Source organism: Bombiscardovia coagulans (assembly GCF_002259585.1).
GTDB lineage: Bacteria > Actinomycetota > Actinomycetes > Actinomycetales > Bifidobacteriaceae > Bombiscardovia > Bombiscardovia coagulans.
Genome location: NZ_MWWS01000005.1, coordinates 18424 through 34396 on the forward strand (window position 1 = coordinate 18424; position 15973 = coordinate 34396).

Sequence of the window (15973 nt, forward strand, 5' to 3'; positions counted from 1 at the left end):
ACTACAAAGCACTGTACGTCTTTTTATTATCCCACATACATACCACAAACAGCTAGTCATATCTATCAGCACAATCATGGGAACACGACCCGTTCGTGGGTTTCTAGTAAGCTGAGAGAAATGACTTCCCTCACCTCTTCAATTACAAGACCAGCTCCTTGGCTGGCCCGCATTATGTTAGTGATAGCAGCAGCTGCTTGGGGAGCTGGGTATACCTTTGAAAAAGTAGCCTTACGGCAGATGAGCGTTCAGTGGATTATGGGTATTCGACTGCTTATCTCTGTATCTATCCTGACACCACTTATGTGGGGTAAGTTCAAACGTAGCCACCCTTTAAACTTGCTCATACCTGGTCTTTTACTTGGAGTGACTTACTGGGGTGCGTTCATGTTCCAGATGCAGGGTTTACGCACCATAGGACCAGGGCGTAACTCCTTCTTAACTGCCACGTATTGCGTCCTTGTACCCTTCCTAGTATGGGCAGTGGCCCACAGACGCCCTTCTCTTCGCAACTTTATCGCAGCACTCCTATGCATAGTCGGTGTTGGACTAATATCACTGAGCCCAAATGACTCAGCCCACCTGTCTCTCAGCTCTGGCGATTTACTCACTCTGGTAGGAGCTGCCTTCTATGGAGCAAACATTGTTCTGGCTGGTGGGTTGGCCAAAAAATTCGATGCCACTGTTCTGACCTATTATGAGCTTCTTATTGCTGGGATACTCTTCCTCATCGGGGCCGTCTTTACTGAACCTGCTCCTGGAGTCAGCGCTTTCCAGCCGCAAGTTATAGGATCCTTGGCATATCTTATTGTTGTCTCTACACTGATAGCTCAGAATTTACAGAATATTGCCTTCTCGCAAGTACCGGCATCCCAAGGTTCGCTTATTCTCTGTACTGAAAGTCTCTTTGGCATGCTTATTTCTGTTCTTGTCTTAGGTGAAAAACTAACTATTGCCCATATAGCTGGTTTTGCAGTGATTTTCTCAGCTATTGTTGTATCTGAAACTAACTTCAATTTTCGACGTAAATCAACACAGAGCAATGTACTGCCAGCAAATACTCACCAAATTTGAGTAGATGAGGTTGACCGCTGCGGTCGGGAAGTTGCTGGTGGTATCGCTACTGGAATGACCTCGTCAGCTGCCTGTCCAGAGTACATCTGTGAACTATTATTTCCCGGGGAGTCGTAAATACGGGAAGAAGGAATACAATCGTAAGGCATCTGCCGTTTGAACAAGTAGAAGACCAACAGCAAAACAGCAAGTGCATTGGCTATCTGTCGTATATTTCCTGACCAAGGTCCGAAAACAAACACCACAAGTACTGTGCGGCTGAAGTAGAAGATAGTCCTCAGCCAACCATGCCGGCTTCGCGTTTCTATACTCATATGGGTAAACGAACCACCCAGTGTCTGTCCATGGCGGATCAGTGGTAAGACAAGTTCGAATACCAATAAGAAGAAGACATTCAATGCCACCACCATAATGCGCAGGGAACTAGGATTGACTGATATGCCATGAATACTATAATTTCCATTGGCTTGATGGTATGCCATTCGATTAATAATAACGACTAGAGCGAAACCGAGCGAAGAAGAAATCGCATATGTTAACACCAAGTCAACTGCCATAGCAACACTTCTATGCAAGAAGGAAGGGTTGAGTACTACTTCATCGGCATCAGCCTGTCTAGGTGGTGAAATCCAATTGATTATGGCAGCACAAATGATGCCGACTATAGCACCACTTGTATTCCACACTAAGTCGTCTACATCAAAATGCCGGTAAGCACAACCCACTAAACCAAAAGCTCCAGTAAGCTGAGCTGTCTCAATAGTGAGAGAGGTTAGGAAAGCGATCGGAATTGCCGCATAGAACCGCCACCGGAAGACGCGTCCCATGATGAATCCTAAGGGTATGAAGAAAATGATATTAAGCACAATCTGGAAGAGTGCAGTTCTACCACCAGTAGCCAAATCCTCTAAAAATTGTAAAGGATGTAGCTGTGCAGGAAAGTAGTGTGTGGCACAAAAACTAGCACGGTCATCTGGCATGGGCCACAACGTAAAGAAAACTAATGACAGCAGGTAGAGAATTACCAGGTAGGAAGACAGGGCAGAGCTCAGTCTCAAACGATGATAGCGATGGTAAATCAGTGCTAATACAGGCAAGGTCAATAATGCTGAAGCAAAGGGCCACATAGCGACTGACATGGCGAAGGAAGAGCTAAAATTGCCAATGTATTCGAACATTTTCCTAGCTTACGGTAAGAAGTAGAACAATGCTCTCATACCCATGGACTACAAGGATGTGAGAGCATTCATGATGTAATAAGTTTGTGTGAGTGGTCAGTCGTCGCCCAACGTAACGTGAATACCGCCCACAAGGGATCCGACAACATTGTAGAGGAAGGCACCAATTGTTGCCATCACTACAACGAAAATAATCTCAAAGATAGAGAAAATTGTAACTGAACTGATAACTGTGCCCAGGCTCAAAACTGAACTCAAATCTATACCACCAGCATCCAAGCCCGTTTTAGAAACCATCTGAGTAATATTGTCAAACAAACCTATGGCGTTTAACAGGAACCAAAGTAAGGACGCAGCTACCACCTGAATAACCGCACCTGCAATGGCGAGAAGAAAACTCACCTTAGCAACTGACCACGGTTCCACATAAGTCAATGAGAGCTGCATACGTCGAGCACGAGGTACCTGGACCTTATTCTTCGTATTCTTGGTCTCCAGTTTGAGCCCCATCTGCTCATCCAAGTTGCTTGCAGGTTCACGTGTACGGATCTTTGTTACCGGTCGGGGAGTCTTACTTGTAGATATAGGATTGGCAGCTTCTTGACTACGGCCCGTAACCCTAACCCGCGGAATCGTCTCAGATGATGATGAAACTGCCCGCCTAGGTTCACTGCTTGTTTTCCGTTGCTGAACCGGTGTCTTCTCCGTCTGAGCCTTCACTTGGGAAGATTTCCGTTCTTGCCCTACAGGTGCCTTCAGCTCTTTAGTCTCTTTCTCTGGACTTTTTTTCCCAACATTTTGTGGGGAAGAAGTTACTTCTTTTGAAGATTCCTGCTTCTTTTCGGATGGCTTCGCAGGTACAGGCTTTTTAGCAACCTTCTCTGTTTCCTTACTCGGAACTTGCTGAGGCGGATGTTTCACCTGTGCAGGCTGACTGCTACTACTCGTTGTGCGTGTAGTAGCTGCTGTGCCCGGTCCAGCTTTATCAGACTTGGCTTTTTCGCTGTCTTTTTCGCTCATCGGCGCTCCTTGATTTTTCACCCAAGACAACCCCACAGTGTGTGAAGCTCAAGTGCTCCTCACGTTTAGTGAGACTACCAGTTTCATGGCGGTAGTGAGAACACTATTCCCTCTTCTCCACACTACCGCCTGACTGCACATACCTGACACTTATTGAATCTGTTCCGATGAACTGACAACTTCTTGCTTTTGGGAGGTATCATCAGTCGCTGCCTCACCATTAACATTAGGTTCCTCATGTTCAGCGTTACGTGCTACAGACAAAATTTCATCACCCTTGTCTGGCTTAGCCAAAGTTACACCCTGAGTGTTACGACCGGTACGTTTAACTTCACGGACATCAGAACGAATAACCTTGCCTGACTTCATAATTGCCATAACCTGATCACTCTCATGAACCACAAGAGCTCCTACCAAAGAGCCGCGGCCTTCAACCATAGCAATAGCTTTAACACCATATCCATTACGCCCCTGAAGCCTGTATTCAGACAATGCCGTACGCTTGGCAAAGCCCTCATCAGTGACAACCAAAAGATCCTCATCAGAATCTTCAGGAACCACATCCATGCTCAGTAGTTCATCTCCCTCGCGGAACTTCATGCCCTGTACGCCAGCGGTCTGCCTACCCATAGGTCGCAACGTTTCATCATCAGCGGGGAACTTGACACTCATTCCCTTTCGGGAGACAAGGATAATGTCATCTTCTTTATTGCATAGGCCAGCGCCAACAAGTTCATCGTAGACTGGCTCTACACTCTCACCATCTTCGCTGGGCTTGGTGAGCAAGTTACCCTGCTCGTCTTCCAATTGCATCAGTCGAACAGCGATCAAGCCACCTTGACGAGGAGAATCGTACTCGGGTAGACGTGTCTTCTTGACCTTACCGGTACGGGTAGCAAGCACCAAGTAATCTGCATCATCGTAAGAATGCACAGAAAGTACCTGTTCAATCTGTTCACCTGGACTCAACTGAAGCAAGTTAGCTACATGTTGTCCCTTAGAATCTCGTGATCCTTCTGGTAATTCGTAGGCCTTGATCCGATATACACGACCCTTATTGGTGAAGAACAGTAACCAATTATGGGTAGAAGTCAAGAAGAAGTGGTCAACGACATCTGCCTCTCGTAGACGTGTACCCTTGATCCCCTTACCACCTCGATGCTGTGCACGGTACTCATCTGCTTTTGTCCGCTTCACAAAACCTGAATGGGTAACTGTAACAACCACGTTCTCGTCGGCGATCAGGTCCTCTACATTCATCTCACCTGAGTAAGGCAGAATCTTAGTACGACGTTCGTCTCCATATTTCTCGACGATTTCATCCATCTCACTGCCAACAATAGCGCGCTGTCTGAGCGGATCACCCAAAATGGCGTTGTAATCCTTGATTTTGCGCATGAGTTCTTCATGCTCGTCTAGTATCTTCTGCCGTTCCAAAGCAGCCAAGCGACGTAGCTGCATAGCAAGAATAGCATCTGCCTGAATTTCATCTACTCCTAATAGATTCATCAGACCTGTGCGAGCGGTTTCGACATCTTTTGATTTACGAATGAGGGCTATAACCTCTTCGATCATATCCAAGGCCTTGAGGTAACCTTGTAAGATATGGTCACGTTCTTCTGCTTCGCGCTTCAAATACTGAGTACGACGTTCAATCACATCTAGCTGGTGATCCACCCAATGACGGATGAAAGCATCCAAGCTCAGAGTGCGCGGTACACCGTCAACCAAAGCCAACATATTGGCACCAAAGGTCTGCTGAAGCTGAGAGTGCTTGTAGAGGTTGTTGAGCACAACTTTAGGCACTGCGTCACGCTTAAGAACCAGAACTAGGCGCTGCCCAGTACGTCCAGAAGTTTCATCACGCATATCGGCGATGCCTTGAATCTTACCGTCGCGCACTGCTTCTCGGATAGAGACAACTAAGCGATCAGGATTAACTTGATAGGGGAGCTCAGTAACCACTAAGCACATACGACCGTTAATCTCTTCAGTATTAACTACTGCACGCATAGTAATAAGACCGCGGCCCGTACGGTAGGCCTGTTCTATACCCTTGTGCCCGAGAATGGTGGCACCAGTAGGGAAGTCAGGACCTTTGATAATACCGATGAGGGCATCCAGCAGCTCTTCCTTGGAAGCATCCGGGTGGTCAAGCGCCCAGTGGACACCTTGCGCTATCTCATGCATATTGTGGGGAGGAATATTCGTAGCCATCCCCACAGCAATGCCAGATGAACCATTAACCAAGAGATTAGGGAAGCGAGAAGGTAAAACAGTTGGCTCTTGTGTTTTACCATCATAGTTGGGAATAAAATCGACAGTATCTTTGTCGATATCTCGCACCATTTCCATGGCAAGTGGCGCCATACGGCACTCCGTATACCGCATAGCTGCCGCAGGATCGTCACCAGGGGAACCAAAGTTTCCCTGCCCATCAATCAATGGATATCTCATTGACCACGATTGAGCCAGACGCACAATGGTGTCATAAATAGCTGCATCACCATGTGGATGGTACTTACCCATCACATCGCCAACTACACGTGAACACTTGTTATAGCCACGATCTGGTCGGTAACCACCGTCATACATGGCATAAATAACCCTACGATGGACAGGTTTCATACCATCACGAACGTCAGGCAATGCGCGCTCTACAATTACGGAAATGGCGTAAGACAGATAAGAGTCCTTCATTTCCTTCTGTAGGTCAATAGGTTGAATACGCTCACCCTTAAGGAGACCGTAGTCTGTATTGTCCATTTCTTGAGGACTCAAGGGCTCACGGGAGCCATCTGGTAGGTTAATATCGTTTAACCCTTCCGAATTGTCATTACTGTTATGTTCGTCTGCCACTGTCAATCCTTACATCACAAGTCAAATAATACGGTCGAGAACTACTGCAATCTGCCGATAGATCAGGCATCTACGAAGCGCGCATCCTTAGCATTACGCTGAATAAAGAGCCTTCTAGGTTCTACTTCGTCTCCCATCAGCATGGTAAAGGTCTCATCAGCTTGTGCAGCATCTTCGATATGAACCTTCTTCAGAATTCGGTGATCAGGATCCATAGTGGTCTCCCAAAGTTCCTGATAACTCATTTCTCCCAGACCCTTGTAGCGCTGAATTCCTTCGCCTTTTGGCAGCTGGCGTCCCTTGGACTTACCTTCTGCAAGGACTCGATCGCGTTCAGCATCGGTGTAGACAAAATCGTGAGGACCTTTAGTCCACTTCAAACGGTACAGGGGAGGCATAGCCACATAGATATAACCAGCAGTAATCATAGGCCTCATGTAACGGAAGAAGAGGGTCAAGTTCAAGGTCGCAATATGAGCACCATCTACATCAGCATCAGCCATAATAATGACCTTGTGGTAGCGAACTTTGTTGAGGTCAAAGTCCTCACCATAGCCAGCACCAACAGCTGTAATCAAAGATTCAATGGTATCTGACTTCATCATGCGATCGAGAGAAGCACGCTCAGTGTTTAAAATCTTGCCTCTCAAAGGCAAAATAGCTTGTGTCAGAGGATTACGCCCCTGAATAGCTGAGCCACCTGCGGAATCACCCTCGACAATAAAGAGCTCACACTCTTCAGGATTATTGGACTGGCAATCCTTAAGCTTATCTGGCATGCCAGCTGTTTCAAAAATTGACTTTCGTCGCGTAGACTCACGAGCCTTTTTAGCCGCAATTCTAGCCCGTGCTGCATCTAAAGCCTTCTGGACAATGGCTTTAGACTCCGAGGGATGAGCATCAAACCAGTCAGCCAAACGTTCAGTCATGACGCGCTGAACAAATGTTTTGGCTTCTGGATTACCTAGCTTAGTCTTGGTCTGCCCCTCAAACTGCGGATTCGTCATCTTGACAGAAATTACAGCTGTCAATCCTTCACGGACATCGTCACCAGAAAGATTCTCATCCTTTTCTTTGAGGATATTCTTCTCACGAGCGTATCGATTAACCATCATCGTAAGTGCAGCTCGGAAGCCTTCCTCATGCGCACCACCTTCAGTAGTGGAGATGGTATTTGCGAAGGTATGCACTGATTCGGAATAAGCACCAGTCCATTGCATAGCAATTTCTGCAGAAATACCTAACTGTAGATCTTCTGCTTCAAAATCGATGATATCGTCTTCAACCGGAGTGGCTTTCTTACTCTTCACTAGGTAATCTACATAGTCACTAATGCCATTCTCATAACGGTATGAAACGGTTTGCACTTGCTTTTCTGGCTCATCCTCACCAGCGACTTCATCACCAGCCAAGTCAGGCTGACGTTGATCGGTCAAGGTTAAGCGCAAACCTTTGTTTAGAAAAGCCATCTGCTGGAAACGAGCACGAAGCGTTTCAAAATCATAGGTTGTTGTTTCAAAAATATCGGGATCAGCCCAAAAAGTCACTGAAGTACCGGTAGACTCATCTGCTTGTAACGGTTCATCTTTGGACAGGGGAGCTTGGGGGCGTTGATTCACATATGTTTGGTGCCAATGGTAGCCCTGGCGACGCACTTCAACCTCTATCCGGTTAGAAAGAGCATTCACCACAGAAATACCTACACCGTGAAGACCACCCGAAACTGCGTAACCTCCACCACCGAACTTACCTCCGGCGTGAAGCTTGGTCATTACTGTTTCAACACCAGATACACCTTCTCCTGGCACCTCATCAACTGGAATACCACGGCCATTATCGTCGACACGTATGCCGTTATCAGGAAGAATCGTAACTTCAATATGGTCAGCATAACCAGCCAAAGCCTCATCAACTGAATTATCGACAATCTCGTAAACTAAATGGTGTAATCCGCGAGGACCAGTAGAACCGATATACATACCAGGCCTAATGCGTACAGCCTCGAGACCCTCCAAGACTCGCAAATCACTTGCATCATAATGCTCAGGAGATAAGGAATCATCCAACTGAGCATTTTGTAGCTCATTTTCCTTCACAATCGGAGCAGTATCTCCTACTTTCCCACCAGGATGATTGCCATACTGCGATTCTTGAGACAAATCCGTATTACTCTCTGCCACAGAGATTCCTTCCTAGACCCTTCAAGTCTCTTTTATAGGTCAAATTTAGGAGCATTGGCTCTAAAACGACCGTAAAAGGGCCATACACACGTTTAACTGTCTATCTATATTCTACCAGCCTTATCAGACCTCGAGCAGTACAGAAGGCAATATCTGCATTTAAGATCGGTTATATCTTCCCGCCCTGCCTTTATTTGCACGGGTGTAAGGTCCCTGAGAAAACTGATAATTCCTGGGCCCTGTAACTACAATCTCATCCACAGGCATGCGAATACGGTCTGTAATTTTGCCTTTAAGTTGAGGCACTAAGTATGTCAACTGTGTAGCCCAAACAGTAGTACGCGCCTGAATGACGAGCCTTCCTTGCTCATAGGACAACACCCTAGAGTGCTGAGCAATAGCAGGTCCTACAATTTGATCCCAATGATCTTGCAACTGTGCGATTTTTAAATGGGGAGTCCACCCATCTTGGACAGCCAGCCGGTCTATAACTGATGAAAGCCCTGAAGGATCTCTACCAGGTTTGCCAAAGGAATACCAAGCCTTTTCAGCTTCAATTTTTTGATTTTTCCGTGTAAAAGGACGTCTAACGATACGATTGAAGACCTGCGCTGGTAGTTTACGCGGGTCCAAGTGTAACTCTTGATCTATAGGTCGTTTCATAGCGAAACTTCTTCCATAGCAATCCTATGCTGATCTGCAATATCTGCTACGTCAATCACATGAACATCATCTACCTGAGGCAGATCAGTGGCAGCAGCGACAGTAATGATCACCTGATTCTGGTCGTTAGCAAAATTGAGAATTTGCCTACGCCTATGTTCATCCAACTGAGCAAACACATCATCCAAAATAAGGATGGGTTGATGATTGTTTTCCTGTGCTAACAGTTGGAATTGCGCCAGCCGCAAAGCTAAGGCTAAAGTCCACTCTTCACCATTTGAAGCATAACCCTTGGCTTCCATTCCATTTAGCACAAATGCCATATCATCTCGCTGGGGACCAATTAAATTCTGTCCACGGGCTACTTCACCAGCATATATGCGTTGAAAATGCTGGCTTATGCGAGTAGCACTCTGAGCACTCACACCATCATCAATGACCTCAGCAAATGATGGTAGATACGTCATATGTACACTCTGATCAGACCCCGCCAGTTGCTGATATATGTCTTGAATTGGTCCTTGTAAGGAGCGAATGAGCTGCAAACGGCGCTCGGTAAGTTTCATACCCTGTTGAATGAACTGTGCAGTCCAGACTTCCAAAGTACTCAGGGCAGCTTGACTATTGTCAGTATATGAATCTCCACCCAAGACTTCTTGAGAGTGTGAAAGCTGTTTCAACAAGGCACCACGTTGCTGAGCTAAATGGGTCACATCTTGTTTCAGTTGATAGTATGAAGGATCGAGCTGAGAAGCTGTTTGGTCTAGAAAATTCCGGCGTCCATTAGGATCTCCTGCAACCAAATGCTGGTCATCCGGAGAAAAACAAACACAAGAAATACGACCTACAAAATCTCTCATGTACAAGGAAGAGCCATTGTTGATTCGCCCACGGTTAGCTCCTCGTAAAGGAATAGTCAATTCGTAAGTTGTTGTATGCTCATCTTCTTGTACATTTGCCCTTACTGTAGCCTTATGCTGTCCTCGCTGAACAAGGGGAGCAGAGGAAGAAACACGATGACTGGAACCCGTTGATAAAACTTCCAGCGCTTCCACCAAATTAGTTTTCCCCAAACCATTTCGTCCATAAAGAACATTAATGCCTGGTTGAAGATCAACGACCAGTGATTCCCATGAACGGTAGTGGTCTACAGCCAGGCGTGAAATATACACTCTCTAACTTCCCTTGTAACAGAATGGTTATTTATCAGTTCAGACGTTAAAACGCATTGGTACCAAAAGGTAGCGATAGTTCATAGATTCATCAGAATCTGCTTCTTGTTGTCCATTGAATTCTATAGCTTTTACTGCTGAAGTCATCTTCATCCGCACAAAGGGCTCGCTGATTGCGGAGAGTCCCTCTATGAGGTAAGAGGGGTTGAAGGCAACAGTGATGTCTTCACCGTCGAGGTCAACTTCAAGAACTTCATTGGCTTGTGCCTCGTCTACAGCGCCTGCACTTAACGTGACCTCTTTCCCACTAAAGACCATTCGTATGGGTGCATTGTGGTCAGCGACTAGTGCTACACGCTTAATGGCATCCAGTAGATCTTGTTTTGAAAGTACAGCCTGGATTGGGTATTCATCTGAGAAAAGTCGGTCAACTGCGGGGAACTCACCATCAATGAGCTGGCAGGTAGATGCACGCCCTGCATTTTCTATACCAACAAGGGCTGGATTTTCTGGGTTAAAGTCCAAGGTGACGTTCTGGTGCTCATCCAAGGATCGAGCAATATCGCGTAGGAGTGAACCACGAATCAACAAAGTAGATTCTGTTTCTGTCTGCTGTGGAGTCCAAGTGAAACTTGCCTGTGACAGTCGGAAACGATCTGTTGAGGTCATAATAACTTTTTCACCGATAATCTGAGTTTTAATGCCAGTCAAAACTGGTCTATTCTCTTCTCGGGAAACAGCAACAATAGCCTGGGAAATAGCTTGATTGAACGTTTGCGCATCGACTTGACCTAGGGTTGATGGCAGTTCAGGAAGTGCAGGATACTCATTGTCAGGCATGAGCTGCATGGTAAAAGTTGATTTTCCTGAGGTAATAGTGATTTTAGAGCCTTCAGTGGAGAGGTATGTTTTTTCAGAAGGTAAGGATTTTGTGATATCTGCAAGGAGTTTACCCTGTACAAGAACTACTCCTGCCTCATCAACTCCTGCTTCGATGTGATTGCGCGCAGAAGTTTCATAATCGAAAGCAGAAAGATTTAAGGTGCCATCTTTTGCTTCTAGACGGATTCCTGCCAGAAGTGGAGTAGCAGGACGAGATGGAATAATGCGGGTTGTCCAAGCGACAGCATCAGAGAGAGCTGCTGAGTTAATTTCTACTTTCATATGAGCCTTCTTGTTGGAATCAAGGTTTCTTGTTTTTATTCTACCGGTCCCAGAGAGAGCTTACTGAGAATGAAGTCACGAACAATTGATAATGAGAATGAAAAGAAATATGTATCTTAAGTAGTCGTAATAATAAGCACGGTGGATAGTGTGGATAAGTGGTACGAAAACTGTTATGTCGCGGTTCATGGAGGATGATCATGAGGGGAGAAAATGTGGATTACTGTGGATATTCTCATAAGTTATCCACTGTGCATAACTCGAATTTTAGATATCCACAAAAAAGGGGAAATTAGTACCAACTTATTCACGGCTTATCCACGGATTTTTAGCAGTTATTCCCAGGGTTTGCCCACATACGTGAATAAGTCTGTGGATAACTTCTATTATAAGTACTATATCCTTGGGCGTGTCATTTAATTTGATTGAGGATTTTTTAGACGAATTGTCAGTTCCATGACATAGTTATAGATTTCACGTTTTTCCTGCATTTCATTGGAAATACGTGTATATGCATGCATAACAGTTGTATGATCTCTGCCACCAAAGACCTCACCAATATCGACTAGAGACATGGAGGTCATCTCACGGGCTAGATACATGGCAATTTGCCTAGCAAGAGCGATATTTTTCGTTCTTGTACGTCCAACAAGATCATCAAAAGTTAAATGGAAGTATTTGGCCACCTGAGTGATGATGTCTGTGGGCTTAACTTCGACGTCTGTTGCAAAATAATCTTGTAACGTATGTTCTGCCAATGTACGAGTAACTGGCTGATTGTTCAAAGAAGCCACTGCTGTAACTCGGGTGAGTGCACCTTCTAACTCTCGGATATTTTCCGTGAATCGTTCAGCAATCAAGTCAAAGACATCATTAGGAATGTTAACTCTATTCATGGCAGCCATCATGCGAAGAATAGCTACGCGAGTTTCCATGTCTGGTGGTTTAACGTCAACAGTCAAACCAGAGTCAAAACGTGAAATAAGACGTTGCTCAAAGCCTTTCAGATTCATTGGAGCTACATCTGAGGCAATAACGATGCGTTTATTAGCATCATGTAAGGCGTTAAAAGTATGGAAGAATTGATCAAGTGTTGCTTCTTTGCCACCTAAAAATTGAATATCATCAATAAGCAATACATCAACCTGGCGGTAGCGGCGGTTAAATTCTGCAATCTGACCTTGGCTACGATTGGGATCTTGAAGAGCTTCGATGAACTCGTTGGTAAATTCCTCACTGGTGACATAGCGCACTTTGAGGTTGGGATCTTTAACAAGTGCATAGTTGCCTATGGCATTAAGTAAATGAGTTTTACCTAAGCCTGAACTGCCATAAATACACAAAGGATTGTAATCTCGGCCTGAACCTTCGGCTACTGTCAAAGCAACTGTTCGAGCAAAACGATTGGAATCACCAGGGACAAACGTATCGAACGTTGCACTCTTATTGAGGTGGGTTTCAGGATCACGTTCAATACGGTTTTGCCCCATGGGGAACGGTGATGTGGGAAAACTCTGTTGTGTTGGCTGTGATCCAGTTTGATTGTTTGCAACAGCATAAGGATCTTCCGCAAAAGGTTGATTGTTATAGTTTTGATTTGCAAACGATTGAGGTACATACGCACCTGTTACAGCTGTTGTTTGAGCTTGGCTAGCTTCTGGGTTGGGGGCAGTGGTTTGAGTAGGTGACGCCTGATCGGTTCGCTCATTTGATTGAGCTTTCGCAAATTGATCAACAGGATCTGTTGGTATAGGTTGGCTCGCTGTATATGCTGCCGCTGAGCTAGCAGGTGTACCGTCATCTGCCTTAGATAAAGAGGGGCTTTCTTCCTGAACGTGCTGTTGTTCAGCTGATTTATTTTGCACTATTTTAATTGCCGGAATCATGTCTTGTCCGGAAACCAGTCTTAGCGCATCAAGAAGCGGTTGACTTAGGTCGCTTTGTACTGCTTCCTGAGCAGCACGCGAAGAGACAGAAAGTACAATCGTATTACCAAATACCGCCTCAGGTGTGATACCTGATAGCCAACCTTTGTCACGTGGGGTCAGTACCTCACTGAATTTGAGTACTTGAGAGGCAGCAGTCCAAATTTGGGATGCTTCTTGTGCAGGGTCTAGCTGACCTTGAGCCATGACCTGCTCCTCTCTTAACTCCAGTTTGTTTCTTCCCGACAGTATGAGCATTGACGAACGACGCACTTGGGCATAAGTTCCCCAAGTTGTCTTCGTACCATGAAACCGTCTGTCTAACATGATACGGCTTATCATTACTTATCCACCGGCTCGCGTGTTGTCGGAGGCTAATTGTGAATAACAGATATGTGGTTTGTGGATAAGTTGTGTTTGCTTTTATCTGTCGTATCAAGGCTTTTACCAACCCACCTACGATATAACTGAAGGTTGAAGAAGGCAAAACGAGTAGGAAAAATTTTGCTTAAGTCGCCCTCAACCTGTAATTTAGTATAGCTTGGACTCATGAGGAGCCGTGCTGGTGCATGGCTGTATTAACAGGAGCGTTGAATATGAAGAGGACTTTCCAGCCCAACAATCGCCGTCGTCACATGAAGCACGGCTTCCGTGCCCGTATGCGTACACGTTCTGGTCGTGCATTGATTAACCGTCGTCGTGCTAAGGGCCGTAAGTCCCTGTCCGCCTGAGTAGACGAACAAGGCAATTTACCTTGGAACGGCTGAAGAATCATAGTGAATTCATCGCAGTTTTACGGCGACGAAAGCGGGTCTCCAGCCGGGATATTGTCTTACATCTGCTTACTGGCGCAGAAGCTGAACGCAACCGACGTTTATGTTCTCATGCCAGTCAGTCTGTAATGGGGAGACGCCGAATAGGGCTCGCGGTTTCTAAGGCCGTAGGGAATGCAGTGACAAGGAATACCGTCAAGAGGCGTTTTCGTGTATTAGCAGCTCGTTATGAGGCGTCTTTGCCGAGTTCTTGCGACATTGTTATGCGTGCTAAGCCAAGTGCAGCTCAGGCTTCTTTCAATTCCTTAGAGGAACAAGTAGCTTTGTTGTTTCACAAAGTGGCTGAACAGAGTAAAGAGTCTAGGGATAAGTCTCTTCCACGTCTTCAAACACAAGATTGTCGACTATTCACAGACGTACATCACGAGTCTAACGCTGGCTGGTCGGTATGAGTGGGGCAGCACAAACTGGGACGCCCACCTTACGTGAATGTAAGTCGACAGTGTCTAGAGCTTGCATACGTTGTTTACGCTGGTATCAGGGTCATATTTCCCCTCTTTCACCACCTTCTTGCAGGTATTATCCTTCGTGTTCCCAGTATGCAGTGAACGCTGTTGAGAGGTTTGGAGCTGTAAGAGGAACTGCTTTAGCTCTTTTGCGCTTGCTCCGCTGTAGACCCTGGAGTCCTGGGGGTATCGACGATGTACCTACTCAATTTTCATTATGTTACCGTTTCCGTTGGTCCAAAGCACATGAAGAGCCTAGGTTACACCCCTTGCCTATGAAAGATATGAGTGAGGAAGTGCAATCATGAAGGCAACGTATAAGGAGACTATCTAAAGATGTTTCAGAGCTACAATACCTTCACCTTTGATCAGGGTATCTTTGGATTCTTCTACAAGATTCTTCGCCCGATCGAATGGTTGATGACGTATGTAATGGTCTGGTGTCACAAAGCACTTACCTTCATCGGTTTTAAGGAGGGTCCAGGTGTTGCTTGGGCGCTTTCTGTTGTCCTTCTAGTTATTATTGTGCGTCTTCTCATTCTGCCACTGTTCGTCAAACAGATGAAGTCGATGCAGCGGATGCAAGCCATACAGCCCAAACTGTTAAAAATACAGAATAAGTATAAGGGAAAGACGGATCCTGCTAGCCGTGAGGCCATGAGCCGGGAAACGATGAAACTCTACAAGGATAACAATGCTAATCCTGCGAGTTCATGTTTGCCTGCATTAATTCAAAGCCCTGTTTTTGCAACAATGTTTTATGTGCTTTCTGCGGTTCCTTTTATTGCCCGAGGAACGCATGAACCTTTGGGTGCATTTACCAAGGATGTGGCATACGAATTCGAGCAGACAACATACTTCGGTTTGCGAATTTCAGATAATCTGGTCACCGCACAAGGAGCGGGGAAGATCGTTATCGTAGTCTTTATTGCCCTGATGTGCTTGGCCATGTTCTACTCTCAGTTCCATAATATTCGTAAGAATACCCCACGAGCATCTATGGAAGGGCAGCAGTACACGATGCAGAAGATGATGGCATATATCTTCCCAGTCATGTACATCTTCTCCGGTATTGCTTTCCCCTTTGCTGTGCTTATCTACTGGCTGACTAATAATTTATGGACTCTGGGCCAGACGCTGTTTCAGGTCTACCATATGCCAACACCTGGTTCTCCAGCTGCAGAAGAGAAAATTGAACGCGACCATAAGCGTGAGAATGCCCGTAGGGCTCGTAAAGGTCTCCCTTCTGTCGAGGAAGAAGAACTGTCCAAGCTCAAAGCACTGGAAGAAGTTGCTCGTACGAGCAAGAAGACTTCCCACCAACGAGAACAACCTAAGCGGAAAAAGCGCAAAAACTAGTCAAGTCAGTCACTCCATGTGCTAGTTTGGGTGCGCCTTTGAGTATTCTCTAAAATAAACGAACTCTTTTGCTGGTTCATTGCCCTGGCTGAAGCTGGTC

Annotated in this window: 12 protein-coding genes and 1 pseudogene; 5 read left to right on the forward strand and 8 right to left on the reverse strand. The window is 45.8% G+C overall.

The window, feature by feature from the left end; all coding sequences use genetic code 11:
* Positions 1 to 120 precede the first annotated feature (120 nt).
* On the forward strand, positions 121 to 1074 hold the full coding sequence (locus BOCO_RS04925; RefSeq protein ID WP_094722994.1) for a DMT family transporter: 954 nt from the start codon (positions 121 to 123) through the stop codon (positions 1072 to 1074).
* On the opposite strand, the gene BOCO_RS04930 is transcribed toward BOCO_RS04925, so the two are convergent.
* From BOCO_RS04930 to dnaA, 8 genes are all read right to left on the reverse strand, one after another.
* Positions 1062 to 2252 carry a VanZ family protein gene (locus BOCO_RS04930; RefSeq protein ID WP_094722995.1) on the reverse strand — a complete coding sequence of 397 codons (1191 nt, stop codon included), beginning with the start codon at positions 2250 to 2252 and terminating at the stop codon, positions 1062 to 1064. The two genes, BOCO_RS04925 and BOCO_RS04930, sit on opposite strands and share 13 nt — an antisense overlap.
* A 96-nt stretch (positions 2253 to 2348) precedes the next feature.
* Entirely contained in the window at positions 2349 to 2885 is a 537-nt protein-coding gene (locus BOCO_RS07530) for a DUF3566 domain-containing protein (protein ID WP_420835404.1), read from the reverse strand.
* 537 nt (positions 2886 to 3422) lie between these two features.
* Positions 3423 to 6131: a DNA gyrase subunit A gene (gyrA, locus tag BOCO_RS04940; protein WP_094722997.1), complete on the reverse strand. Its 2709-nt coding sequence runs from the start codon at positions 6129 to 6131 to the stop codon at positions 3423 to 3425.
* A gap of 62 nt (positions 6132 to 6193) precedes the next feature.
* Positions 6194 to 8227: a DNA topoisomerase (ATP-hydrolyzing) subunit B gene (gene gyrB / locus BOCO_RS04945; RefSeq protein WP_244568764.1), complete on the reverse strand. Its 2034-nt coding sequence runs from the start codon at positions 8225 to 8227 to the stop codon at positions 6194 to 6196.
* 243 nt (positions 8228 to 8470) lie between these two features.
* Positions 8471 to 8974, reverse strand: a complete 504-nt coding sequence (locus tag BOCO_RS04950; protein ID WP_094722998.1) for a DciA family protein — start codon at positions 8972 to 8974, stop codon at positions 8471 to 8473.
* On the reverse strand, positions 8971 to 10146 hold the full coding sequence (gene recF / locus BOCO_RS04955; protein ID WP_094722999.1) for a DNA replication/repair protein RecF: 1176 nt from the start codon (positions 10144 to 10146) through the stop codon (positions 8971 to 8973). The genes BOCO_RS04950 and recF overlap by 4 nt, the downstream gene beginning before the upstream one ends.
* Positions 10147 to 10185: 39 nt before the next feature.
* Positions 10186 to 11310 (reverse strand): DNA polymerase III subunit beta, encoded by a 1125-nt coding sequence (dnaN, locus tag BOCO_RS04960; protein WP_094723000.1) that lies wholly within the window; start codon positions 11308 to 11310, stop codon positions 10186 to 10188.
* Positions 11311 to 11726: 416 nt separating this feature from the next.
* Positions 11727 to 13442, reverse strand: a complete 1716-nt coding sequence (dnaA, locus tag BOCO_RS04965) for a chromosomal replication initiator protein DnaA (RefSeq protein ID WP_094723001.1) — start codon at positions 13440 to 13442, stop codon at positions 11727 to 11729.
* Between the two features lie 389 nt (positions 13443 to 13831).
* Between dnaA and rpmH the strand changes: the two genes are divergently transcribed.
* From rpmH to yidC, 4 genes and pseudogenes are all read left to right on the forward strand, one after another.
* A complete protein-coding gene (rpmH, locus tag BOCO_RS04970; RefSeq protein WP_033491033.1) occupies positions 13832 to 13966 on the forward strand; it encodes a 50S ribosomal protein L34 in 135 nt (44 codons plus the stop codon).
* Between the two features lie 23 nt (positions 13967 to 13989).
* Positions 13990 to 14364, forward strand: a pseudogene (rnpA, locus tag BOCO_RS04975) (ribonuclease P protein component); the annotation flags it as partial.
* A 92-nt stretch (positions 14365 to 14456) separates the two neighbouring features.
* Positions 14457 to 14822, forward strand: coding sequence for a membrane protein insertion efficiency factor YidD (yidD, locus tag BOCO_RS04980; protein WP_094723003.1), 366 nt, complete (start codon positions 14457 to 14459; stop codon positions 14820 to 14822).
* A 28-nt stretch (positions 14823 to 14850) separates the two neighbouring features.
* The gene (gene yidC, locus BOCO_RS04985; RefSeq protein WP_094723004.1) at positions 14851 to 15873 is read left to right on the forward strand and encodes a membrane protein insertase YidC; all 1023 of its coding nucleotides are present in this window, start codon (positions 14851 to 14853) and stop codon (positions 15871 to 15873) included.
* Positions 15874 to 15973 lie beyond the last annotated feature (100 nt).

Coding starts and splice junctions, on each gene's coding strand:
- BOCO_RS04925 (WP_094722994.1), top strand. CDS start 121: ATGACTTCCCTCACCTCTTCAATTACAAGACCAGCTCCTTGGCTGGCC.
- BOCO_RS04930 (WP_094722995.1), bottom strand. CDS start 2,252: ATGTTCGAATACATTGGCAATTTTAGCTCTTCCTTCGCCATGTCAGTC.
- BOCO_RS04950 (WP_094722998.1), bottom strand. CDS start 8,974: ATGAAACGACCTATAGATCAAGAGTTACACTTGGACCCGCGTAAACTA.
- dnaN (WP_094723000.1), bottom strand. CDS start 11,310: ATGAAAGTAGAAATTAACTCAGCAGCTCTCTCTGATGCTGTCGCTTGG.
- dnaA (WP_094723001.1), bottom strand. CDS start 13,442: ATGGCTCAAGGTCAGCTAGACCCTGCACAAGAAGCATCCCAAATTTGG.
- rpmH (WP_033491033.1), top strand. CDS start 13,832: ATGAAGAGGACTTTCCAGCCCAACAATCGCCGTCGTCACATGAAGCAC.
- yidD (WP_094723003.1), top strand. CDS start 14,457: ATGAGTGGGGCAGCACAAACTGGGACGCCCACCTTACGTGAATGTAAG.
- yidC (WP_094723004.1), top strand. CDS start 14,851: ATGTTTCAGAGCTACAATACCTTCACCTTTGATCAGGGTATCTTTGGA.